This window comes from Streptomyces sp. iso_384, assembly GCF_056172905.1.
Genome location: NZ_JBWBTT010000001.1, coordinates 572,787 through 595,041, shown reverse-complemented (window position 1 = coordinate 595,041; position 22,255 = coordinate 572,787). Strand labels below are relative to the sequence as shown.

The window sequence follows — 22,255 nt, the reverse complement described above, 5'->3', positions numbered from 1 at the left end:
GCTCAGCTGACCGCCTTGCCCCAGCCCTGCACGACCGTCTCCTTGGCCTTGGCCTCCTGCTCCGCGGTCGGCTCCTTCGGCGTTCCGTGGACCTCGGGAATCTTGGCCAGGGCGGCGTTGTCGGCGGTGCCGTCCTTCTTCATCGCGTCCAGAAGCGCCGGGCGGGAGAAGCCCTTGAGCCAGATGTTCTGGCCCTCGGGGCTGTAGATGAACTCCAGCCACAGACGGGCGGCGGCCGGGTGCGGGGCGTACTTGTTGACGCCCTGGTTGTAGTAGCGCGAGTACAGACCGTCGGAGGGCACCGCGACCTGCCAGTCGACGCCCTTGGCCGCCAGCTTCTGGCCGTACCCCAGGTTGAGGTAGTCCCAGTCGATCGAGATCGGCGTCTCGCCCTGCTGGATGGTGGCGAGCGTCGACTTCGCGGGCACGAAGTTGCCCTTCTTCTTCAGCTGCTGGAAGAAGTCGAGACCGGGCTGCGCGTCGTCCAGGGAACCGCCGTTGGCCAGCGAAGCGGCGATGACCGCGGCCAGTGCGGAGCCGGACTCGGTCGGGTCGCCGTTGAGGGCGACCTTGTTCCGGTACTCGGGCTTGAGGAGGTCCGCGAACGTCTCGGGGCAGTTCTTCACGGCCTTGGCGTCACAGCCGATGGACATGAAGCCGCCGTAGTTGTTCATGAAGGAGGCGTCCGGCTGCTTCTGCGCGTCCGGGATGTCGTCCCAGCCCTTGACCTTGTACGGCGCGAGGAGGTCCTGCTTCTTGGCCTCCTGCATGTACGAGGTGCCCAGGTCCAGCGCGTCGACGGCCCGGTCCTGGCCCTTGCGCTTGGCTGCGGCGTTCAGCGCGCCCTGGCTGCTGCCGCCCGGATCCTCGTTGTTGACCTCGATGGCGTACTTCTTCTCGAAGGCCGCGATCATCTCGCCGTAGTTGGCCCAGTCCGGCGCGAGGGCGTAGACGTTGAGCTTGCCCTCCTTCTCCGCCGCCGCGACGAGCTTCTCCATGCCGCCGAGAGCCGCGGCCGACTCCGCCTTCGCGGCCTTGCTGTTCTTCGCACCTTCGTCGTCGGGTGCGGAGCCACAGCCGGTGGCCACCAGCGCGGTGAGGCCGGCGAGGGCCGCGGCGGTCAGGACGCGGCGGGGATGATGTGCCTTCACGATGCGTACTCCTGGGTCTGCGGCGAGCCACCTGTATGGACAAGCCATCGTCAGTAAGCCAGGTGAAGCTAGCAGCCAAGTGAGCGGCGGGTAAAGCTTTGTGGAGGTAAAAAGTGCAGGTCAGAAGCGTTATCAAGACGTAGGTTTACCTACTCCCAAACCGGTTAGACGCAGGGTTCGCACTTCGCGCCCCACCGCCCACGGAACGTCGATTGCGCGCAGTTCCAAGATGCGTCGCACCCCGTGCGGATGACATGATCGTCCCTGCTCACCCGGACCGCGCCGCGCGTCCGGCGCACCCCACGGAAGCCCCAAGGAGAGACGTGACCCGACGGCACCAGCAGATCGCCGAGGAGCTGCGCCGCGCCATCGCCGAAGGCATCCATCCCGTGGGCTCCGAGCTGCCGTCCGAGTCCGAACTCGCCCTGGCCCACGGCGTGTCCCGGGGCACCCTCCGCCAGGCCTTCGGCACGCTCCAGTCGGAGGGCCTGATCGGCTCCCGGCAGGGCGCCCGCCGGACCGTCCTGTCCACCACACCCAGCCAGAGCTTCACCGAGCTGCGCAGCTTCGCCGAGTGGGCCAGGGCCGGCGACCGCACCCCCGGCGGCCTGGTGCTCCGCTCCCGCCGGGGAAAGGCCACCGAGGCACAGGCCGCCCTGCTCCAACTCCCGCCCGGCGACCCGGTCCTGCACATTCTGCGGGTACGCACCCTGGACGGCGAACCCGCCCTCCTGGAGCGCACGGTGTACGCCGGGTGGGCGGCGGCCGCCGTCGAACGGCTGCCGGACGACTGCGAGTCGGTCACCCGGAGCCTGTACGAGGAGGCCGGCATCGTCATGAGCAACGGCGAGCACCACCTGGACGCGGTCGCCGCGGGCACCACGGACGCCCGCGAGCTGGGCGTCCGGCGCGGCTCCCCGCTGCTGCGGGTGCGCCGCACCACGACCACCTCCGAGGGCCGCCCCGTGGAGACCTCGGAGGACCGCTACCGGCCCGGCTCGGTCGTCTTCACCGTCCGCAACTCGGTACAGGCCAACCCCCTGGTCCGCACCGCCGCCGACTGACCCGCCACCGGCCCGCCCCACCCCGGACCGGCAGGCCGCCCCCGGCCTGCCGGACATCCCCGTCCGGCCGAACACCCCCCTCACCCCCCTTCCGCCGGCGGTCCGCCCCGGCGCAGCCCACCCCCAGGAACAGCGAGCCCCGTATGCCTCCGCTCCCCCGCCCCGCCGCCCTGCTGTGCGACATGGACGGCACCCTCGTCGACACCGAGCACGCCTGGCTGGACACCGTCGCCGGGTTCCTGCGGACACAGGGCTCCCCGGCCGGCACCGGCACCCTCGCCCCGTTCGCGGGCGCGCCGGTGGCCGACGCGGCGGCCCGGCTCGTACGCGACGGCCTCACCGCCCTGTCGGAGCCGGAGACGGCCGCCCGGCTCGACCAGGAGTTCACCGCACGGGTCGCGGCCGGAGTGGCCGTCCAGCCGGGCGCCCTCCGCCTCCTGGACCGGGCGCGCGCCCTCGGCGTACCGACGGCCCTGGTCACCGCGTCCGAGCGGCACGTGGCCGACCTGGTCCTCGAAACCCTGGGCCGCCACCGGTTCGACACCTCGGTCGCCTCGGGCGAGACCGCACGCGGAAAGCCGCACCCCGACCCGTACCTGGCCGCCGCCGCCGCGCTCGGCGTGGCCCCGCAGGACTGCCTGGCCGTCGAGGACACCCCCACGGGCGCCGCCGCGGCGCTGGCCGCGGGGTGCCGCCTGCTCGCCGTCCCGTCGGTGCCCGGCATCGAACCGGGCCCGCGCACGGTCCTGGTCACCTCGCTCACGGAGGCGGACCTGGCGGGCGCGGCGTAAGGAGTACGGGGCCCGGCCGCGCGTGCCGGGAAGGACGGGAAGGGCCCGTCGTACCGGCCGGAAAGTCCCCACGCAGAGGAGTGCCGCGATGAAGCTGGTGGTGCAGGAGTTCCTGACGCTCGACAGCGTCTCCCAGGGCCCGGGGACGCCGGACGAGGACACCAGCGACGGGTTCACCCGGGGCGGCTGGTTCGTGCCGCACCTGGACGAGGCGTTCGAGGCCCTGGCCGCCGAAGGGCCGGCCGAGGCGGACGCGTTCCTCTTCGGCCGCCGCACCTACGAGGACTCCGCCCGGGACCGCCCCCGGGCGACCGGCCGGCGGACGACCCTGGCCGGCGTCTCCGCCCACGTCTTCACGGTGGCGGGAACGCCGGACCACGCGACGTACGGGGGCGGGGCGTAGCGGGGTCCGGCTTCCCGCGGCTGAGCACGACACCCCGAAGACGCTCCGCCCGGCGCGTAAGCGTCCCGGTAGGCCGGTGAGGGGCGCGCCGCCATCGGCGGCGACGCCCCTCACTCAGCCCTTGATGCAGATGACCTGCTTGAGCTTCGCGACGACCTCGACCAGGTCCCGCTGCTGCTCCATCACCTGCTCGATCGGCTTGTACGCGGCCGGGATCTCGTCCAGGACGCCGGAGTCCTTGCGGCACTCCACGCCGCGCGTCTGCTCCTCCAGGTCACGCACCGTGAAGCGGCGCTTGGCCGCGTTCCGGCTCATCCGGCGACCGGCTCCGTGGGACGCCGAGTTGAACGCCTTCTCGTTGCCGAGGCCCTTCACGATGTACGAACTGGTGCCCATCGAGCCGGGGATGATGCCGAACTCGCCGGAACCGGCGCGGATCGCTCCCTTGCGGGTGACCAGCAGGTCCGCTCCGTCGTACCGCTCCTCCGCCACGTAGTTGTGGTGGCAGGAGATCTCCTGCTCGAAGGCCGGCCTCGCCTTCTTGAACTCCTTGCGGACCACGTCCTTGAAGAGCGCCATCATGATCGCGCGGTTGTACTTGGCGTACTCCTGCGCCCAGTACAGATCGTTCCGGTAGGCGGCCATCTGCGGGGTGTCCGCGACGAAGACGGCAAGGTCCCGGTCGACGAGGCTCTGGTTGTGCGGCAGCTTCTGGGCGATGCCGATGTGGTGCTCGGCGAGTTCCTTGCCGATGTTGCGGGAGCCCGAGTGCAGCATCAGCCACACCGCGCCATCGCTGTCGAGACAGAACTCGATCATGTGGTTGCCCGAGCCCAGCGTTCCCATCTGCTTCGTGGCACGTTCCTGACGGAATTTGACCGCGTCGGCGATCCCCCCGAACCGCCCCCAGAAGTCGTCCCATCCCGCCGTCGGGAACCCGTGCAGCTTCCCCGGGTCCACCACGTCGCCGTGCATGCCCCGGCCCACCGGAATCGCCTGCTCGATCTTGGAGCGCAGCCGTGACAGGTCGCCGGGAAGATCGTTCGCGGTGAGGGACGTCCTGACTGCGGACATCCCGCAGCCGATGTCCACCCCGACCGCGGCCGGGCACACCGCGCCCTGCATCGCGATCACCGACCCGACCGTCGCCCCCTTGCCGAAGTGGACGTCCGGCATGACGGCGAGACCCCTGATCCACGGCAGCGTGGAGACGTTGCGCAGCTGCTGCATCGCCCCGTCCTCGACCGACGCGGGGTCCGCCCACATCCGGATGGGAACCTTCGCTCCCGGTACCTCCACGTACGACATAACTCCTCGATTCCCCCGAAAAGACTGAAAGCGCAAAACCGGTGCCAAGGTCGGCAAACCTGTCGGCCGACCGGCATTCACAGCGGCGCGTGCGATACACATTGTGTCCATCGGCCGCCTTCGAGCGGCAACCCGTTTTCCGTACCGAAGGGAGCCTGGGACGGTGCGACACATGGCGTACGTACCCGGCGTCGCGCTTCTCGCAGCGCTCGTCGTCGGCTGCAGCGCCGACGCCGACAGCAGCGCGAACGGCGCCGACAGCAAGGCGGGCAGCCCGACCGTCACCCCCGCTCCTCCCGGCAAGTACCGGACACTGCCCGCACCTTGCCGTGCCGTGCCGCGCTCCACGCTGAAGGACCTGCTGCCCGGCGCCGCGGAACTGCCCGGGGACCAGCAGGAGAAGGTGTTCCGGGGCACGGCGGCCGTCACGTACGACACCGACCGCAAGGTCGGCTGCAGCTGGAAGTCCGACGCGCCGAACGCCACGCGGAGCCTTTCCATCGACTTCGAGCGCGTCGTCTCCTACGACCCGGCGGTCAGCGACGACGACCGGGCCGACACGGTGTACGCGAAGAAGGAGAAGGCCGCCGGACTGTCGTCCTCGACGCCCCCCGGGCCGGACGCGGAGAAGAACTCCGGAACCCCGGACGAGAAGGATGAGGAGGGGGAGAAGGGCGAGGGCGACAAGGGCAAGGGGAAGGGCATCGCCTCCTCGGGGCCCTCGTCCACCGCCTCGCCCTCCAAGCCCCCCGGCGGAGGCGGCAGCGCGAGCAGCGGCGGCGGGCCGGACGACCTCCTCCCGTCGCGCATCCTCGACAACCTCGGAGATGCCGCATTTCTGCACGATCTGCCCAAACGGTCAGGTTCCACCGCACAGAACCACACGGTGAGCGTGGTATTCCGCACATCGAACGTGGTCGTGACCGTCCGGTACGCCGAGCAGCCGGCCCTCGTCACCCAGGAGCCCGACGGCGCGGAACTCCAGGAGAAGGCCCAGGCACTGGCCCGGAAGCTGGCCGAGACGCTCAGCGAGTAGACCCCGTCCGACGGGGCCCCGACCGGCCGGATTCCGGCCTTCGGGGGCTCCCGGCGGCGGCACATGCCGGCCGCCGCCCGTCGTACCGTGGCTGTCCGGAAGACGTACCGACCCGCGACCGAGCCCGCCCGTACACCGCACGAACCGAGACCTCCCGCACCGAGAGCTCCGTGCCATCCGAGTGAAGGAACCATGCACCGATCCGCCCCGCGCCTGTCCCGCATCCTCGCCTGCGCCGCCGTTCCGGTGATGCTCGTAGCCGGCGGCTGCTCGTCGGACTCCGGCTCCGACGGCAAGAAGAACGCGGGCTCCTCGTCGTCCGGCTCCCCCAGCACCAAGCCCTCGGAGCCCACCGTCGAGGCGGCGAAGTTCGCCGACCTGCCCGACCCGTGCGGCTCGATCGCCAAGAAGACGATCGAGGACCTGGTGCCCTCGGCCAAGAAGAAGAACGGCACGGCCGGCCGGTCCAACGACCTGGCGGCCAGGAGCAGCTGCTCCTGGAACGGCCTGGACGACAAGGGCGTCAAGGGCTCGCAGTACCGCTGGCTGGACGTCGGCTTCACCCGGTTCGACTCGGACCAGTCGCTGGGCAGCGGCGCCAAGCGCGCCACCGAGGACTACGCGAAGCAGATCACCAAGACGAAGGCCACCGAGGGCGCCGAGAAGCTCGCCGCGAAGCCCGCCGCCGGCATCGGCGAGGAGGCCACCCTCGTCACCTACGGCCTCAGCAAGACGGACGAGGACTTCGCGTACGCCACCGTCGTGGCGCGTACGGGCAATGTCGTCGTCACCCTGACGTACAACGGCGCGGGCTACGCGGGCGCGAAGACCCCCTCCTCCGCGGACATCGTCAAGGGCGCCCAGAAGGCCGCGAAGGAAGCGGTCGCTGCGGTCGCCGACACCGCCGGGGACGCCAAGGGCACGCCGCCGGCGAAGGGCGACGAGAAGGACGACGCCAAGGACGGCAAGAAGGAGACGGCCAAGGGCACGTCCACGTCGAAGTCGAAGTCGAAGTCGAGCTGACGCCGGCGCGCGAACACGCCGACACCCGCTCCCAGCACCGCTTCTCCGGAACCCGGTCCTCCCCGAGGGCCGGGTTCCGCGCGTTCGGCATGCCCCGGCGGCATGTGCCTGTCACCTTCCTGCCAACCCTCTCCCGGTTCCGTTCCGGGCCCCGCGAACGCCGTTACGCTCCACGGCGAACCCCGAGGAAAGGCAAGGGAATTGCGCAATCGAATCGCACTCGCCGCAGCGCTCACGACCGGCCTGTTCGCGCTCACCGCCACCGCCGCGACCACCGCCACCGCGGCTCCGGCCGAACAGCGGGCCACGGCTTCGGGCGACGCCCGCGCGTGCGCGGACGTGAAGCTGTCCGGCGCCCTGCCCGTACCGCCCGAGGGCATGGCCGTGCGGCAGGACGTCTCCATCGGCCCCGACTGCGAGCCGGTGCTCGGCCCCGCACGGCTGGTGGCGAAGGCCGGCCCGGCCGCGAACGCGCGGACGGCCGCTGCCGCCGCCCAGGGCGACCGTCAGGTCCGCAGCTGGTCCGAGATGTACGACTGTTGCAACATCCGGATGACCGGGCTCTACACGACCTCCGACTGGAGCTCCGACGGCACGGCGGTCACCGCCTCGTCCACCGACGCGACCCAGCAGTGGAACCGTGAGCCGTGGAACGCGGGCTGGTCGCTGAAGTCCTCGGGCAAGTCCGCCGGCTGCGTGGCGAATTGCGCGGTCTCCACCCATGTGGCCGACGCCTCGTTCACGTACAAGGGGATCTTCGACCCGACGGGCAACGTGTACGCGAACACGCACCGCTCCACCGTGGCCCTCAAGGCCGACGGGACCGCGTCCTGCGAGTTCGAGGTCGACCTGAAGAACACGTTCATCGGCTGGAACTGGCAGCGCGGCTGCGAGTGACCCTCCGGCGGTGGCGGCCCCCCCCTCGCCGCCACCGCCAAAAGCCCGCACCGGACCAGGAAACAGCCCCACAACTCCGCCCCGCGCAACGAAACTCGCACGCATGTGCCAGGCTGTGCCATCGCCGGGCGTCTCAGGCCTGGCCGAAAATCAAGGCCGGGCGCATACGCCGGGTCCGGGCAGCAGAGGTCGGGGAGGGGATCGCGCGTGGCCGCGATGCAGCTGACACGCACGCACCGCATACTCATCGGGGTCGTCGTCGCGGGTGCGGTGGTCATCGCCGCGATCGGGTTCGCGGGTTCCTACGCCGCCGTGCGCGAGCTGGCGGAGGAGAAGGGCTTCGGGTCGTTCTCCCTGGTCTTCCCGATCGGCATCGACGCGGGCATCTGCGTCCTGCTCGCGCTGGACCTCCTGCTCACCTGGATGCGGATCCCGTTCCCGATGCTGCGCCAGACGGCGTGGCTGCTGACGGCGGCGACGATCGCGTTCAACGGCGCGGCCTCCTGGCCCGACCCGCTGGGCACCGCGATGCACGCGGTGATCCCGGTGCTGTTCGTCGTCTCCGTCGAGGCCGCCCGGCACGCGGTGGGCCGGATCGCGGACATCACGGCGGACAAGCACATGGAGGGCGTCCGCCTCACCCGCTGGCTGCTCTCGCCGATCCCGACGTTCAAGCTGTGGCGGCGGATGAAGCTGTGGGAGCTGCGCAGTTACGAGCAGGTCATCAAGCTCGAACAGGACCGGCTGATCTACCAGGCCCGCCTCCAGGCCCGTTTCGGCCGCAGCTGGCGGCGCAAGGCCCCGGTCGAGTCGATGATGCCGCTGCGGCTGGCGAAGTACGGCGTACCGCTCTCCGAGACCGGCCCGGCCGGGCTGGCCGCCGCCGGGATCGAACCGGCCCTGCTGCCGCCGGTGCCCGTCGAGGCCGACCGCCCGAAGGCCGAGCTGGCGTACGGGCCCCAGCAGGACCACCGGGGCCAGGAGCACCCGGGCCACCAGGAGCACCAGGGGCACGGGCCTCAGCAGCCGCTGGGCCAGGACCTGGCCCAACCCCACCCCCAGCAGCAACAGCCCCACCCCGGCTCGCTGCAGCAGCAGGTTCCGCCGGGCCCGCCCACCCACGACAGCCCCTGGTTCGCCGCCCAGAAGCTGCCGGACAACGTCCACGAGAGCGCGTACGACCCGCAGTACGTCGAGGGGCTCGAACCCACCCCGGTCCAGATCCCCGCGGGCCCCGGCCGCACCCGTCCGCTGGGTGACGTCGGCACCATCGGCGCGGTCCCGCACCCCCGCCACGAGGAGCCGTCGCCGGAGCTGCCCCAGGTTCCGGCCCCCGAGGAGGCCCCGCAGGTGGAGGAGTGGCCCATGGAGGACACCGACTTCGCGCGGGAGGCGTACGAGGTGTTCAGCGACTACACCGACGAGCAGGGGCAGCACCCGTCCCTGGAGGTCCTGGACATCCATCTGGCCGATACGCGCAACGTCCGCCACCCGCGCTCCACGCAGCTGCTCCAGCAGCTGATGCCGCAGTTCAGGGACGCGTACGCGCAGCAGGCGACCGCCGACCAGCCCGCCTGAGGCGCGGACGTCCAGCACGTCGGCGTACGGCACGCGGAACGGCACGCGAAAGGGCCGTCGCCCGGGAGGGATTCCCGGGCGGCGGCCCTGCGTCGTGCGTGTCCCGTTACGCGCCCAGCAGCCTGCGCACCCGGTCCGCCCCCACCGCGAGCAGCAGCGTGGGCAGCCGCGGGCCCGTGTCGCGGCTGACGAGCAGCCGGTAGAGCAGGGCGAAGAAGGACCGCTGGGCGGCCTTCAGCTCGGGCGTCGGCTTGGCGTCCGGCTCCAGGCCCGCCAGCACCTTCGGCACGCCGTAGACGAGCGTGGTGAGGCCGTCCAGCGACCAGTGCGTGTCCAGGCCCTCCAGGAGGAGGCGCAGCGACTCGCGGCCCTGGTCGTCGAGCGAGCCCAGCAGCTCCTTGTCGGGCTCGTCCCGGACGATGGTGCGGGCCTCGGCCGGGACCTGGGTGGTGATCCAGTTCTCGGCGCGGTCCAGGCGCGGGCGCGCCTCGTCCAGCGAGGTCAGCGGGTTGTCCGGGTCCAGCTCGCTGAGGATGCGCAGCGTCTGGTCCTCGGCTCCGGCGGTGATGTCGGCGACCGAGGCGAGCGTCCGGTACGGCAGCGGGTGCGGGGTGCTCGGAAGCTCCCCGGCGGCCGTGCGGACGGCACGGGAGTGCGCGGCGGCGTCGGCGGGCAGCACCGTGCCGTCGGCGACCTTGCGGCCCAGCGAGTCCCACTCGTCGTACAGCCGCTGGATCTCCTGGTCGAAGGCGATCTTGAACGACTGGTTGGGCCTGCGGCGGGCGTAGAGCCAGCGCAGCAGCGGCGCCTCCATGATCTTCAGCGCGTCGGCCGGGGTGGGCACTCCGCCCTTGCTGGAGGACATCTTGGCCATGCCGGAGATGCCGACGAAGGCGTACATGGGCCCGATGGGCTGCACGCCGTCGAAGACCTCGCGGACGATCTGGCCGCCGACGACGAAGGAGGAGCCGGGCGAGGAGTGGTCGACGCCGCTGGGCTCGAAGATCACGCCCTCGTAGGCCCAGCGCATCGGCCAGTCGACCTTCCACACCAGCTTGCCGCGGTTGAACTCGCTGAGGCGGACCGTCTCGGCGTAGCCGCACGCCGAGCAGGTGTAGTTCAGCTCGGTGGTGTCGTCGTCGTAGGCGGTGACGACGGTGAGGTCCTTCTCGCAGTTGCCACAGTAGGGCTTGTACGGGAAGTAGCCGGCGCTGTTGCCGCTGCCGTCGTCCTCGTCGGCGGCGCCGGAGCCCTCGGCGGCCTCCAGCTCGGCCTCGTCGACCTTCTTCTGCTGCTGCGGCTTCTTGCCGCCCTTGCCCTGGGCCGCCGGGTCCTTCTTGGTCCGGTAGCGGTCGAGGACGGCGTCGATGTCGGCGCGGTGCTTCATCGCGTGCAGGATCTGCTCGCGATAGGTCCCGGCGGTGTACTGCTCCGTCTGGCTGATGCCGTCGTACTCGACGCCCAGCTCGTCCAGAGCCGCCGTCATGGCGGCCTTGAAGTGCTCGGCCCAGTTCGGGTACGAGGAGCCGGCCGGGGCGGGCACCGAGGTCAGCGGCTTGCCGATGTGCTCGGCCCAGGTCTCGTCCACACCCGGGACGCCGTTCGGCACCTTGCGGTAGCGGTCGTAGTCGTCCCAGGAGATCAGGTGGCGCACGGTGTGTCCGCGGCGGCGGATCTCGTCGGCGACCAGGTGCGGGGTCATGACCTCGCGGAGGTTGCCGAGGTGGATCGGGCCGGACGGGGAGAGCCCGGAGGCGACGACGACCGGTTTGCCAGGCGCACGACGCTCCGATTCGGCGATGACATCGTCCGCGAAGCGGGAGACCCAGTCGGTCTCGGTGCTGGTCTGACTCTCGGCCACGGTCGGCACGTCCTTCTCTCGTCTGTCGTTTCCCGATGGGGTACGGACCATTCTCCCAGCTACCACCCGCAGCGCGAAAACGGCTTTACGCCCCATGGGATACTGGGCAGATCCCTTGCACTTCTACGGAAACGGCAGCCGGACATGGCCTCGGTCCCTTCCCTCGCTTCCACGCTCCAGCAGCAGCTGGCGGACGCCCTGACGGCAGCTCTGCCGGATGCCGGCACCGCGGACCCGCTGCTGCGCCGAAGCGACCGGGCCGATTTCCAGGCCAACGGCATCCTCGCGCTCGCCAAGAAGCTCAAGGGCAACCCCCGCGAGCTGGCCGCCCAGGTCACCGCCGCCCTTCCGGCGGGTGAGCTGATCAAGGACATCGAGGTCTCCGGGCCCGGCTTCCTCAACATCACGCTCGCGGACCGGGCGATCGTCGAGACGCTGGCCGCCCGGGCCGCCGACACCGAGGGCCGGCTCGGCGTGCCGCTGAAGGCCGAGGCCGGCACCACGGTCATCGACTACGCCCAGCCGAACGTGGCCAAGGAGATGCACGTCGGCCACCTGCGGTCGGCGGTCATCGGCGACGCCATGGTCAAGATCATGGAGTTCACCGGCGAGAACGTCGTCCGGCGGCACCACATCGGCGACTGGGGCACCCAGTTCGGCATGCTCATCCAGTATCTGATCGAGCACCCGGGCGCCCTGGAGCACGAGGGCGGCGCGAGCGACGGCGAGGCGGCGATGTCGACGCTGAACCGGGTCTACAAGGAGTCGCGGGCCCTGTTCGACTCCGACGAGGAGTTCAAGGCCCGGTCCCGGGACCGGGTGGTGGCGCTCCAGGCCGGTGACCCGGAGACGCTGGAGCTGTGGCAGGGCTTCGTCGACGAGTCGAAGATCTACTTCCACTCGGTGTTCGACAAGCTCGACATGGAGATCGTCGACGCGGACATCGTCGGCGAGTCCGGCTACAACGACATGCTGGAGGAGACCTGCCGGATCCTGGAGGAGACGGGTGTCGCCGTCCGCTCCGAGGGTGCGCTGTGCGTGTTCTTCGACGATGTGAAGGGCCCGGACGGCAACAAGGTCCCGCTCATCGTGAAGAAGACGAACGGCGGCTACGGCTACGCGGCCACCGACCTCTCCGCGATCCGCAACCGGGTCCAGGACCTCAAGGCCGACACCCTGGTGTACGTGGTGGACGCCCGGCAGTCGCTGCACTTCAAGATGGTCTTCGAGACGGCCCGGCGGGCGGGCTGGCTGAACGAGGACGTCAAGGCGGTGCAGCTCGCGTTCGGCACGGTCCTCGGCAAGGACGGCAAGCCGTTCAAGACCCGTGAGGGCGAGACCGTGCGGCTGGAGGACCTCCTCGACGAGGCGGTCTCGCGGGCCACGGCGGTCGTCCGGGAGAAGGCCGAGAAGGTGGGCCTGTCCGAGGAGGAGATCGTCGAGAACGGCCGGTACGTCGGCGTCGGCGCCGTGAAGTACGCGGACCTGTCGACCTCCGCCGTACGGGACTACAAGTTCGACCTGGACCAGATGGTGTCGCTGCACGGCGACACGTCGGTCTACCTCCAGTACGCCTACGCCCGGATCCGGTCGATCCTGCGCAAGGCCGGGGACGCGGTCCCGGCCGCCCACCCGGAGCTGGAGCTGGCCCCGGCCGAGCGGGCGCTCGGTCTGCACCTGGACCAGTTCGGCGAGGTGCTCGCCGAGGTCGCGTCGGGCTACGAGCCGCACAAGCTGGCCGCGTATCTCTACCAGCTGGCCTCGCACCTGACCACGTTCTACGACCAGTGCCAGGTGCTCAGCCCGGACAACGCCCCGGAGGTCGTCGAGAACCGGCTCTTCCTGGTCGAGCTGACCGCCCGCACCCTGCACCGGGGGATGGCGCTGCTGGGCATCCGGACGCCCGAGCGGCTCTGATCCCGCACCCGGCTGTACGTACGTCGGCCCCGGCACCGTCACAGGTGCCGGGGCCGACGCGCGTAGGGGCCGGGTCAGGGCGCGGTGAGTTCCACGACGACGTCGTAGACGGCCGGGTTCGGGGTGACCGGCTGCTTCGTCTCCTCGCGCGCGGCCCGGGTCAGGGAGGCGAAGCCGGGGTCGGCGGTGGCGGCCTCCCACGCCTCCTGGCTCGCCCAGTGGGAGACGTTGACGAGCTGGAAGCGGGCGTCGGACGAGCGGGCCCGGTGCATGCGGGAGTCGATGAAGCCCGGCTTGTCCCGCATGAGGCGGGCCCGCTCCTCCCACTTCTCGACGAACGCGTCGAGTTCGTCGGCGGCGACCTCGAAGACGTTGATGAAGGTGACGGACGAATCCGGAGTGCCGGCGGTCAAGCCGTTCTCTGTGGTCATGCGGCAACCCTAGGAAGCCGTCGGCTCAGAGGAAGCGGCGGATCGGTGCGACGGCCTTCTCCCGGGCCCGCTGGAGGAGGTCGCGGCGCTTCCACCGGCCGTGCTCGATCAGCACGCTCTTCGCCCGGTCCTCCTCGAAGTGGCCGTCGAGCGTGGCGGTGAAGTCCCGGTCGAGGACGGCGAGCATGACTTCCTCGTCGTGGTCGAGGGAGCGCCGGTTGAAGTTGGTGGAGCCGATGAGCGAGGCGACCCGGTCGACGGTGAGGGTCTTGGTGTGCAGCATCGTCGGCTGGTACTGGTGGATCTTCACACCGCAGCCGGTCAGTTCCTCGTAGAAGCGCTGCCCGGCGAGCTGGCAGACCCGCTTGTCGGTGTACGGGCCCGGCAAAAGGATCTCGACCTCCACCCCGCGCCGGGCAGCGGCGCAGAGCAGCCCGGTGAAGTAGGCGTCGGGGGCGAAGTAGGCGGTGGTGAGGCGGACACGTTCCTCGGCGGACTCCAGGACGACCCGGATCAGGGTCTGCATGTCCTGCCAGCCGAAGGAGGCCGAACCGCGCACCACCTGGACGACGGCGTCTCCGTGGTGCTCCTCGGTGATGAACCGGTCGCGCTCGTCGAACAGCTCGTCGTGGCACTCGGCCCAGTTCTGGGCGAACGCGGCGGCCAGGCCGTCGACGGCGGGCCCGGTGACCTGGACGTGGGTGTCACGCCATTCGTGCTCGTTGCGGGCGTCGCCGCACCATTCCTCGGCTATCCCGACGCCGCCGGTGAACGCGGTGCGCTCGTCCACGACGAGGACCTTGCGGTGGCAGCGGTGGTTCTGCTTGAGCGGCGAGAGGTAGAGGGGCTTGCGGAACCAGGTGACGGTGACCCCGGCCGCGTCCATCAGGTCCAGTTGATCCTGCTCGATGAGCCGCGACCCGAACCCGTCGAGCATGAGCCGCACCCGGACCCCGGCACGGGCGCGGTCGGCCAGCGCCTCGGCGAACCGGAGAGCGATGTCCCCCCGCCAGTACACGAACGTCATCAGGTCGACGGTGTGCTCCGCGCCCCGGATCGCCTCCAGCATCGCGCCGAAGATCGCGTCGCCGTTACGGAGCGGAACGAGGGCGTTCCCCTCGGTGGCGGCGATGCCGATCAGCCGCTCCAGTCTGCGTCTGAGCCGCAGGGACCGCTCCTCGCAGGTGCGGTCGTCCAGGGCCGGCCGGTCGTCCGGGGCCGGTCGGTCGGTGGCTTCGGCAGGAGTGGCGGACATGTGTCACCTGGTGGGGACGGGAGCGGGGCGGCAGCCAGTCGTCGCGCGGCGGGCTGCCAGGGCCTCGCAGACTGTACTCCCGAGTTCCGTACGCGTGTACGGCCGCTCCCGGCCGGGAGACGGATGCGGGGGCGCCCTCACGGCTGCCCGGCGGGCTCCCAGCCGTAACCGGGGCCGCCGTACACATACTCCGGCCGCCCCTTCATCCCGCTCAGACGGAACGGCTTCCCGTGGTCGTCGACCCGCAGCGTCCCCTCGTTCCCGCCACTGCTCCACTCCAGCTCCAGGAACCAGGTGACGTCGTAGTTCACGGCCTCCATATCGAGGTTGAAGACCTCCACGTCCTCGGACGTCACCTTGTACGGGAAGTCCACGGCCGGCACCTCGACGTCCCCCTGCCTCCCCGGCACCGGCCGGAGGGTGGGGTGACCGGCATCGAGGTGGGCCGCGAAGGTCTGCGGCGTGATCCCGCTGCCGCAGCCGTTGCCCATCTTGTACGCCGACCAGGGCAGCGGAGCGTTACGGGAGAGCACGCGGACGTTCATGCCCTTGAGGACGACCGCCTCGCGCGAGGTGCCCTGCACGGTGAGCTGGAGCAGCGTGTTCCCCGCCTCGACCCCGCCGTACGACTCCGCCCAGCCGCGCCGGTCCTGCGGTGCGGGCGGCGGATCGAGCTTGTCGGGGCCCTGGTTGACCAGATAGTGCTGCCCGCAGGGTTCTTCCCAGTTGTACGAGGTGATGGTGACGGTCGGCGGAGCCCCGAGGCCCGTACCGCCGCCCCCGCTCCGGGACTGACCGGGCCCGGAGCCGCTGCCCGCCGAGGGCTTCCCGGACGGGGACCCGGAGGCGCTCGCCGAAGAACCGGACGGGCTCGGGCTCGCGGAGGGCCGGGGCGTACCCGAAGCGGAGCCTTCCGGGGCCGCCGCGAGGTCCCCGCCCGCGTCCTCCACCCGGTCGGCGGCGCTCCCGCCGCCCTCCTTCCCCGCTCCGACGAGATCCACGGCGACGACGGTGCCGGGCACGAGGAGCGCGGCGACCCCGGCGGCGGCGATGAGCACCCGCGTACGCCGGGAGAGCCGGGACCACCGGGAGCCGGGGCCCGGCCGATCGTCACCGCCGGCACCACCTGACGTGACGGACAGCTCAGACGCATCGGCCACCTCGGGCGGCTCCGGTGCCCTACTCGCCTCAACCGTCTCGACCGTCTCAGCCGCCTCAACCGCCTCCGGCACCGCATCAGGAGCGGCGGCAGGAGCGGCGGAAGGGGCAACGGCAGGCGCGGCGGCCCCCGCCGGAGGCCGCCGCCGGGCCGCGTCCGCCACGATCCACCGCCGGTGCACCTCCACCAGCTCGTCGCCGCTCGCCCCGCACAGCCGCGCGAACCGCTCCACCGGAGTGAACTCGTTCGGCACCGCGTCACCGTTGCAGTACCGGTGGAGCGTCGACGTACTGACGTGCAGTCTCCCGGCCAGCACCCCGTAGCTACGCCCCGAACGGTCCTTCAGTTCCTTCAGCAGGGCCGCGAAATGCTCGGCCTCCGGCGTCGCCACGACGGCGTTCCCCTTCCTCGTGCGTCCCGGAACGACGTTCCAGGGACGCGGAATTCCCGCAGGTCACCGTACGCGTAGACGTTCCAGCATCCCCAATGGTTCTGCGGGCGTTGCGGCCGGAATCCGCCACCCCGCAAGCTCGGACCAGACCACAGCAGCACCGCAGATCAACCGAGTACGGGGAGTACCAACGACATGCGCATCAACCGCATCCGCACCACCGCCATCGCCGCCACCGCCCTCGCGGCCGCCCTCTCGCTCACCGCCTGCGGCGGCGAGGACAAGGCCATGGGCACCAAGCCGGCCGGCACCGCCGAGACGGCCGCCCCCGCGGCGTCGGGCACCGACGGCGAGGCACAGCAGGACGCGCCGGAGGCCGGCGCACCGGAGACGCAGACCGTCCCCGCCGGGGGCAAGCACGCCGGGGGCAACGCCAAGAAGCCGGAGGCCGCGCCGAACGCGGAGGCGGCGGCCTCGATCCCGGCCTGCACGCCCACGAACTCCACGGTCACGGTCTCCAAGGTGAGCCGCCCGATCAACCACCTGCTGCTCACGGTGACCAACACCGGCTCCAAGGACTGCGCCGCGTACCACGCGCCGTTCCTCCGCTTCGACGACGCGCAGGCGGTGTACCCGATCCTCGACGACAGCAAGCCGCAGGCCGTCGTCGTGCTCTCTCCGGGCGAGAAGGCGTACGCGGGCATCGGCCTGCTCGGCCAGCCCGGCGAGGGCGAGCCGGTCAAGAGCGACAGCCTCGGCGTGATCATGGTCGACAAGAACAACAAGGCCAAGGGCGAGGCCACGCTGAAGCTCCCGGCGGAGACGTACACGGACAGCCTGGGCTTCGTCACCTACTGGCAGTCGGACGTCGAGACCGCGTTGATGTTCTGAGCCGCGGAGCACCCTCTCGGGAACACCTCGGGCCACCGCCTGACGTGCCGTGACCATGCGCGACCCGTACAGATGTGTTGTACGGGTCGCGCATGCGTGAAGCGGGTTCCGGGGTGGGAGGGGGAACCGCATGCACCCCAGAAAGCGGCAGCGTAAAAACGCGTCGACGATGAAGCTCGTGGGCAAGCTCCTGGCCCGGTTCCGCGCCGAGGCGGGCATGACCCAGGTCGAACTGGCCCTGGCGGCAGGCGTACAGGAGGACACGATCGCCTCCATCGAGCAGGGCAGACGCTCGCTCGTGCCGGTATTCCGGCATGTTGTCGACCGCCGTCGCCAACGCGCCCTTGGTGTCCAGCAGATCGTCGATCGTCTCCGCCAGATCTCTCTTGAGGCCCTGCGCTGCTGGCCCGTTTACTGAGAGAGACATGAGCACCGGACTGAACTGGTTCAAGTCGAGCTACAGCGGCGACGAAGGCGGCGCGTGCCTCGAAGTCGCGTACGACTGGCGGAAGTCGAGCTACAGCTCCGATCAGGGCGGGCAGTGCGTCGAGATCGCCGCGCACCCCGCCGCCGTCCACGTCCGTGACTCGAAGGACATCGAGGGCCCGACGTTCACCGTCGCGCCCTCCGCCCGGTCGGCGTTCGCCGTCTACGCGGCCACCGCCTGACCCCTCATCACCGTAAGCCTCATGCCCGGACCGTCTCGTAACGGAGCATCGCCACCCCGTTCCCGAAGGTCCGGGTCTCCAGCAGCCGGAGCCTCTGCCGGTCCTCGGTGTCCCGGAAGAAGCGGCGGCCCCGGCCGAGGATGACGGGGTGGATGTAGATCCGGTACTCGTCGATCAGATCGGCCTGCCGGAACGACTCCAGCAGATCCGCCCCGCCGACCGCCAGATCCCCCGAGGCGGCGTCCCGCAGGCCGCGCACCTGCTCGGGGTCGACCTCGTGCAGCAGGGTCGCGTTCGGCCCCACGCTCTCCAGCGTCCGCGAGAAGACGAACTTCGGCATGTCCCGCCAGATGCCCGCGAATTCGGCCATCGGGCCCTCGTTGTGCGGGTCCTGATCGGCGGTCGGCCAGAACTCCTCCATCAGCTCGTAGGTGACACGTCCTTCCACGAACCCGCCCATGGTCCGGAAGTAGTCGTTGAAGTGCTGGTGCACCTCCTCGTCGACCGTGTGCCAGTCGATGTCCTGGTCGGGCCCTTCGAAGAAGCCGTCGAGGGAGAGCGAGATGGACGTGACGATCCTGTTCACGGGAACTCCTGGGGGTTCGTTAGGTGACTCGTCAGGTGGCTCGTTGGGTGACTCGCGGGGTGGTCGTCAGGTGGCTCGCGAAGTGGCTTCTTCCTGGCGTCGCACCATCTCGGCGATCCAGGCGGGCGCGTACGGGGACGTGCAGTTCGGCGGGGTCGGGTAGTCCTTGAGGACCTCCAGACGCTCACCGACGGCGATGGCACGGGCGCGGTGTCCGGGGTGCTGGATGCCGATCTGTGCCAGGCAGTGGTTCATCGCCCACTGGAGCCGGTCCGGGGCGTCCTTCATCTCCGCCTCGACGGTGTCCAGCAGCCCGGCGAGGTCCAGCCCTTCGGGCTTCTTCGCCACCCGCTCGGTGGTCAGCGCCCACCCGGCGCTCGCGACCACGGGGTCGGGGTCCTCGGTCCAGGCGAGGCGCAGTTCCTCGGCGTGCGGGCTCTTCTTCACGACGTAGTTGACCAGCCAGTCGTGCACCTTGGGGGCGCGCGCCTCACGCAGCACGGCGTCCAGCTCCTCGCGTCCGAAGGCCTTCGGGCGGCAGATCAGGATCGCCAGCAGCCGGGCCGCGGTGTCGTCGGTGGCCCAGAGGTCGCGGGCGAGGTCCTGCTGCGTCTTGAGCCGCTTGGCCAGCGCGCGCAGCTTGCCGAGGTTCACGCCGTGGTCGTCGCCGTGCCGCTCGTTGACCGCGCGCGCCTTCGGGTCCTCCAGCCCGGCCAGCTCCTCCATGACCTGCGCCGCAGTCGTCCTGGCCGTACCTGACTTCCCGGCCGTACCGGACTTCGCGGTCCCCGCTGTCATCGCGGTCTCCTTCCCGTGGCCGTGGTCGCGTCGCACGGCAGTTTTCAGCCTATGACCGACGGAGGCCGCCCGCTCCCGCTCGGTACCCGTGCGGCATCCGGTCGGCACCCGCTGTCCGTGCCCGTTGTCAGTGCCCCGGCCTAGAGTCACCACCATGGCGACGCTCCCGAATCCTCTGCCCTCCCTGGCCTCCTCAGGCCTGGATCTCCCGCCCGGCTCCCTGGTGGACGCCACGCTGGACGGCCCCGGGCACGAGCCGCTGCTCTGGTACGCGGACGGCCCGGCGGACCTGCGCGGCTGGTCGGCCCTGCGGGCGGACGGACGGCGGCTCGGGCTGCTGCCGGTGCTGGTCACCGGCGGCTCGCGCGACCAGTGGCCCGAGGACTGGGACCTCTGCCCGGACGGCACCTCGTATCCCGGCGACCACGACGCCGACGAGGTCCTCGCGGGCTACTGGACGGACTACGCGGACGACGAGCTGGGCGACGGCACGGCGGCCGACGAACCCTGCGGGACCGGCAAGGCGAGCGAGCAGGACGAGGAGGGCGGTGAGCGGTCCGGCGGTGCGGGCTCCTGGCCCGGCCTCGCGCCCGTCCCCGCCCGGGAGGCCCCCGAGGACCCGGACGCGGTGGCCGCGGGGCTCGTGGGCGTGATCACCGCCGATGCGGACGACTGGCTCGGCGGGGCCAGGATCGCCCTCGTCCCGGCCCGCCGCAGCGCCGACATACCGGCGGCGATCGGCTGGTCGGGCCCGATGAACCACGAGAACGACGTGGCCCGGCTCTGCGCGGTGCTCCGCTCCTGGGAGGACCGCTACGACGCCCGGGTCGTGGTGCTCGGCTTCGACACGATGATCGTCTCCGTGGGCCGGCCGCCCGCCACGATCGAGGAGGCCCGCGCCCTGGCCGCCGAGCACTACGCGTTCTGCCCGGACAACATCGACCAGTCCCCGCCGTACGACCTCGACGTCTACGCCGAAAAGGCCGTACTCAACCAGGAAGCGTGGTCCTTCTGGTGGGACTGAGAACGGACCTCAGCAGGATCACGACCTGGTGGCGCACGCTCGGCGGAGACCGCTTCGCCGTCCTGCCTCCCCCCCACCCGTGGCCGCTACACCCAGTCCGACGGCCACGAGGACGCGGCGGAGATGTTCGCGACCCGGGGCATCGCCACCGACACCTCCTTCGCCTACTGGCACTGGCAGTCCCACGACGCCTTCGCCCGCTCCGGCGAACTGACCGGCGTGCTCCACCTGCACTGGGGCGGCGACCACGCCACGGTCGCCGCCGGTCTCGGGGATGGCCCGCCCGGCTACCGGATCGTCAACGGCGGTCCGCAGGGGGCCTTTCAGCTGGACAAGGTCACGGCGACGGACGCCGACGGGCTGCCCGACCCCGAAGACACCGCGGGCGTACGCCAGTTCCTCGCCCGCGTCGACGAGCCCCGCAGCCGGAAGACCCGCGCGCGGGAGTACGACCCGCTGACCGCCGCCGAGGAACGCTGGCTCCACGACCGGCTGGCGGGCCCCGTGGACCTGGCCGCCGCCGACCGCTTCGCCGGCCCGCTGGAACGCCGGCGGGCGCTGACCCCGGACGAGACGGCCCGGCTGCTGTCCGCCTGGCGGGAGACGTACGCCGGACGGCTCACGGCCTGGCGCGGCTGGCGTTCCGTGCTCCTCGCGCTGCTGCGCCAGGAGCACCCGGAGGCCTGGGAAGTGGCCGCCGAGCTGGGAGCCGACGCGTCCCACGCCCTCGCCGCGCATCCGTCCCCGCACTCGCTGGAGCTGCTCCGTGCGTGGGCGCTGACCGGTGACGACGGTGCCGTACGCGGCTGGTTCCGCGCCCACCACGCCCTGCGCGAACCGGACCCGGTGCGCGCCGCCGCCGCGCTCTCCGAGGAGCTGACGGCCCACACCGCGCCCGAGACCGCGCAGACAAGCCTCCTCCACGCGCTGCGGGAAGCCGTCACGGACGAGCCCGGCACCCGCCCCCTCGCCGCCGACGCGTTCTTCCCGCTCCTCCTCGCCACCGTCCGGTTCGCCACGGACGACCGGCTGCCGCGCCCGCTGCGGGTCGCCGCCGCGAAGGCCGCCGCCGACACGGCCGGCCGTGTGCGCGAAGCGGCCGGCCGCCTCACCGACGCCGCCGAAGCGGCCGATGCGCTGGCCGCCGTGGAGCGGTACGAGACCGTCCGCGACGACCTGCTCGCCGGCACCGGCCCCGACCTCACCGGCTACGAGGGCAGCCTCGGCGACATCTGGCACCACTACCGCACCCTCACCCCGTCCGACGTCCAGTGGCTCCGCGACCGGCTCGCCGACCCGTCCACCGGAGTCCAGGGCATCGCGTTCTGCCTGGAGTTGCTCTACGCCCACGGCGAGGCCACGGAGACGGAACTGCAGGCGCTCCTCCCCCGCTGGAAGAAGGAGCTGACCAAGCAGTACCGCACCACGTACACCGAGTGGCGCCACCCGCTGGTCACCCTGACCTGCCTCGCCCAGGACCTGGGTCACCCGGCCGCCGAAGCACTGGCGGCCTGGTGGGCGAAGCCCAAGCCGCTCTGGAAGGGCCCGGTCCGGCTGCTCACCCACCTCGGCGCCCCCGACGAGGCGAAGGCCGCCGAACTGTGGGAGTTCATCGTCTCCGGCGGACACGACACCGGGCACCTGATGACCTGGGTGCTGCTCCGCGCCCGCCTCGACGGCGTCCACCCGCTGCACGTCGCGGAGAAGCTGATCGCGGAACCGGGCGTCCGCGCATACGTCCTGGAGCGCGTCCTGATCGGGGTCGCCGACCCCGCCCAGCCGCTGTGGCACTACGCGATCGACCCGCGCAGCCACAGCTGGTTGCGGCGCGCCCAGGAAGTGGCGGACGACCGGCGCCTGACCGCCGATGCCCGCGCGATCGGGCTGAAGGCGGCCCGCGAGCACTACGTCACGCGCTACCCGGACCAGGTGCGCCCGGCCCTCACGGAAGGCGAGGTGAACACGGCACGCGCCTGGCTGGAGGCCCGCGCCGACCGGACCGCCGGCGGCTGAGCCCTCGTAC

General features: G+C 71.3%; 20 protein-coding genes and 1 pseudogene. 13 read left to right on the top strand and 8 right to left on the bottom strand.

Features of this window, described 5'->3' with window-relative positions; translation table 11 throughout:
- Window positions 1-2: 2 nt before the first annotated feature.
- Window positions 3-1,151 carry an extracellular solute-binding protein gene (locus AC0VY3_RS02725; protein ID WP_242735058.1) on the bottom strand — a complete coding sequence of 383 codons (1,149 nt, stop codon included), beginning with the start codon at window positions 1,149-1,151 and terminating at the stop codon, window positions 3-5.
- Between the two features lie 323 nt (window positions 1,152-1,474).
- Here AC0VY3_RS02725 and AC0VY3_RS02720 point away from each other — a divergent pair, with 323 nt between their 5' ends.
- The 3 genes from AC0VY3_RS02720 (at window position 1,475) to AC0VY3_RS02710 (ending at window position 3,409) form a co-directional block, all read left to right on the top strand.
- Window positions 1,475-2,215 (top strand): GntR family transcriptional regulator, encoded by a 741-nt coding sequence (locus AC0VY3_RS02720; RefSeq protein WP_242735056.1) that lies wholly within the window; start codon window positions 1,475-1,477, stop codon window positions 2,213-2,215.
- Window positions 2,216-2,358: 143 nt separating this feature from the next.
- Window positions 2,359-3,006, top strand: a complete 648-nt coding sequence (locus AC0VY3_RS02715; RefSeq protein ID WP_103507754.1) for an HAD family hydrolase — start codon at window positions 2,359-2,361, stop codon at window positions 3,004-3,006.
- Window positions 3,007-3,094: 88 nt separating this feature from the next.
- Window positions 3,095-3,409 carry a dihydrofolate reductase family protein gene (locus AC0VY3_RS02710; protein ID WP_475548809.1) on the top strand — a complete coding sequence of 105 codons (315 nt, stop codon included), beginning with the start codon at window positions 3,095-3,097 and terminating at the stop codon, window positions 3,407-3,409.
- Between the two features lie 114 nt (window positions 3,410-3,523).
- On the opposite strand, the gene AC0VY3_RS02705 is transcribed toward AC0VY3_RS02710, so the two are convergent.
- A complete protein-coding gene (locus tag AC0VY3_RS02705; RefSeq protein WP_103507753.1) occupies window positions 3,524-4,717 on the bottom strand; it encodes an RtcB family protein in 1,194 nt (397 codons plus the stop codon).
- Window positions 4,718-4,889: 172 nt separating this feature from the next.
- Here AC0VY3_RS02705 and AC0VY3_RS02700 point away from each other — a divergent pair, with 172 nt between their 5' ends.
- The 4 genes from AC0VY3_RS02700 (at window position 4,890) to AC0VY3_RS02685 (ending at window position 9,251) form a co-directional block, all read left to right on the top strand.
- Entirely contained in the window at window positions 4,890-5,753 is an 864-nt protein-coding gene (locus AC0VY3_RS02700; RefSeq protein WP_475548808.1) for a DUF3558 domain-containing protein, read from the top strand.
- A gap of 192 nt (window positions 5,754-5,945) precedes the next feature.
- Window positions 5,946-6,776, top strand: coding sequence for a DUF3558 domain-containing protein (locus AC0VY3_RS02695; RefSeq protein ID WP_103507751.1), 831 nt, complete (start codon window positions 5,946-5,948; stop codon window positions 6,774-6,776).
- Window positions 6,777-6,977: 201 nt separating this feature from the next.
- On the top strand, window positions 6,978-7,673 hold the full coding sequence (locus tag AC0VY3_RS02690) for a hypothetical protein (RefSeq protein WP_475548807.1): 696 nt from the start codon (window positions 6,978-6,980) through the stop codon (window positions 7,671-7,673).
- Window positions 7,674-7,880: 207 nt separating this feature from the next.
- A complete protein-coding gene (locus tag AC0VY3_RS02685; protein WP_475548806.1) occupies window positions 7,881-9,251 on the top strand; it encodes a DUF2637 domain-containing protein in 1,371 nt (456 codons plus the stop codon).
- Between the two features lie 106 nt (window positions 9,252-9,357).
- On the opposite strand, the gene lysS is transcribed toward AC0VY3_RS02685, so the two are convergent.
- Complete coding sequence (gene lysS / locus AC0VY3_RS02680; protein WP_181010743.1) at window positions 9,358-11,121, bottom strand: lysine--tRNA ligase; 1,764 nt, start codon at window positions 11,119-11,121, stop codon at window positions 9,358-9,360.
- A 135-nt stretch (window positions 11,122-11,256) separates the two neighbouring features.
- Here lysS and argS point away from each other — a divergent pair, with 135 nt between their 5' ends.
- Window positions 11,257-13,029 (top strand): arginine--tRNA ligase, encoded by a 1,773-nt coding sequence (gene argS / locus AC0VY3_RS02675; RefSeq protein ID WP_103507748.1) that lies wholly within the window; start codon window positions 11,257-11,259, stop codon window positions 13,027-13,029.
- Window positions 13,030-13,103: 74 nt separating this feature from the next.
- On the opposite strand, the gene AC0VY3_RS02670 is transcribed toward argS, so the two are convergent.
- The 3 genes from AC0VY3_RS02670 to AC0VY3_RS02660 form a co-directional block, all read right to left on the bottom strand.
- Window positions 13,104-13,460, bottom strand: coding sequence for an antibiotic biosynthesis monooxygenase family protein (locus tag AC0VY3_RS02670; RefSeq protein ID WP_103507747.1), 357 nt, complete (start codon window positions 13,458-13,460; stop codon window positions 13,104-13,106).
- Window positions 13,461-13,485: 25 nt separating this feature from the next.
- Entirely contained in the window at window positions 13,486-14,715 is a 1,230-nt protein-coding gene (locus AC0VY3_RS02665; RefSeq protein WP_475548805.1) for a phospholipase D-like domain-containing protein, read from the bottom strand.
- Window positions 14,716-14,852: 137 nt separating this feature from the next.
- Complete coding sequence (locus tag AC0VY3_RS02660) at window positions 14,853-16,265, bottom strand: helix-turn-helix domain-containing protein (protein WP_475548804.1); 1,413 nt, start codon at window positions 16,263-16,265, stop codon at window positions 14,853-14,855.
- 195 nt (window positions 16,266-16,460) lie between these two features.
- Here AC0VY3_RS02660 and AC0VY3_RS02655 point away from each other — a divergent pair, with 195 nt between their 5' ends.
- The 3 genes from AC0VY3_RS02655 to AC0VY3_RS02645 all read left to right on the top strand — a co-directional run bounded on the left by AC0VY3_RS02655 (window position 16,461) and on the right by AC0VY3_RS02645 (window position 17,824).
- Entirely contained in the window at window positions 16,461-17,156 is a 696-nt protein-coding gene (locus AC0VY3_RS02655; protein WP_475548803.1) for a DUF4232 domain-containing protein, read from the top strand.
- Window positions 17,157-17,286: 130 nt separating this feature from the next.
- Entirely contained in the window at window positions 17,287-17,574 is a 288-nt protein-coding gene (locus AC0VY3_RS02650; RefSeq protein ID WP_475548802.1) for a helix-turn-helix transcriptional regulator, read from the top strand.
- 7 nt (window positions 17,575-17,581) lie between these two features.
- Window positions 17,582-17,824: a DUF397 domain-containing protein gene (locus AC0VY3_RS02645; protein WP_475548801.1), complete on the top strand. Its 243-nt coding sequence runs from the start codon at window positions 17,582-17,584 to the stop codon at window positions 17,822-17,824.
- 19 nt (window positions 17,825-17,843) lie between these two features.
- On the opposite strand, the gene AC0VY3_RS02640 is transcribed toward AC0VY3_RS02645, so the two are convergent.
- A complete protein-coding gene (locus tag AC0VY3_RS02640) occupies window positions 17,844-18,410 on the bottom strand; it encodes a dihydrofolate reductase family protein (protein ID WP_475548800.1) in 567 nt (188 codons plus the stop codon).
- Window positions 18,411-18,476: 66 nt separating this feature from the next.
- Window positions 18,477-19,208 carry a DNA alkylation repair protein gene (locus tag AC0VY3_RS02635; protein WP_475548799.1) on the bottom strand — a complete coding sequence of 244 codons (732 nt, stop codon included), beginning with the start codon at window positions 19,206-19,208 and terminating at the stop codon, window positions 18,477-18,479.
- Between the two features lie 154 nt (window positions 19,209-19,362).
- On the opposite strand from AC0VY3_RS02635, the gene AC0VY3_RS02630 reads away from it, so the two are divergent.
- Window positions 19,363-20,232 carry a DUF4253 domain-containing protein gene (locus AC0VY3_RS02630; RefSeq protein ID WP_103507741.1) on the top strand — a complete coding sequence of 290 codons (870 nt, stop codon included), beginning with the start codon at window positions 19,363-19,365 and terminating at the stop codon, window positions 20,230-20,232.
- Window positions 20,211-22,245: pseudogene (locus tag AC0VY3_RS02625) on the top strand (hypothetical protein). The gene AC0VY3_RS02630 and the pseudogene AC0VY3_RS02625 overlap by 22 nt, the downstream one beginning before the upstream one ends.
- The last annotated feature ends 10 nt before the right edge of the window (window positions 22,246-22,255 follow it).

Coding starts and splice junctions, on each gene's coding strand:
- AC0VY3_RS02715 (WP_103507754.1), top strand. CDS start 2,359: ATGCCTCCGCTCCCCCGCCCCGCCGCCCTGCTGTGCGACATGGACGGC.
- AC0VY3_RS02710 (WP_475548809.1), top strand. CDS start 3,095: ATGAAGCTGGTGGTGCAGGAGTTCCTGACGCTCGACAGCGTCTCCCAG.
- AC0VY3_RS02705 (WP_103507753.1), bottom strand. CDS start 4,717: ATGTCGTACGTGGAGGTACCGGGAGCGAAGGTTCCCATCCGGATGTGG.
- AC0VY3_RS02700 (WP_475548808.1), top strand. CDS start 4,890: ATGGCGTACGTACCCGGCGTCGCGCTTCTCGCAGCGCTCGTCGTCGGC.
- AC0VY3_RS02695 (WP_103507751.1), top strand. CDS start 5,946: ATGCACCGATCCGCCCCGCGCCTGTCCCGCATCCTCGCCTGCGCCGCC.
- argS (WP_103507748.1), top strand. CDS start 11,257: ATGGCCTCGGTCCCTTCCCTCGCTTCCACGCTCCAGCAGCAGCTGGCG.
- AC0VY3_RS02670 (WP_103507747.1), bottom strand. CDS start 13,460: ATGACCACAGAGAACGGCTTGACCGCCGGCACTCCGGATTCGTCCGTC.
- AC0VY3_RS02665 (WP_475548805.1), bottom strand. CDS start 14,715: ATGTCCGCCACTCCTGCCGAAGCCACCGACCGACCGGCCCCGGACGAC.
- AC0VY3_RS02655 (WP_475548803.1), top strand. CDS start 16,461: ATGCGCATCAACCGCATCCGCACCACCGCCATCGCCGCCACCGCCCTC.
- AC0VY3_RS02650 (WP_475548802.1), top strand. CDS start 17,287: ATGCACCCCAGAAAGCGGCAGCGTAAAAACGCGTCGACGATGAAGCTC.
- AC0VY3_RS02645 (WP_475548801.1), top strand. CDS start 17,582: ATGAGCACCGGACTGAACTGGTTCAAGTCGAGCTACAGCGGCGACGAA.
- AC0VY3_RS02635 (WP_475548799.1), bottom strand. CDS start 19,208: ATGACAGCGGGGACCGCGAAGTCCGGTACGGCCGGGAAGTCAGGTACG.
- AC0VY3_RS02630 (WP_103507741.1), top strand. CDS start 19,363: ATGGCGACGCTCCCGAATCCTCTGCCCTCCCTGGCCTCCTCAGGCCTG.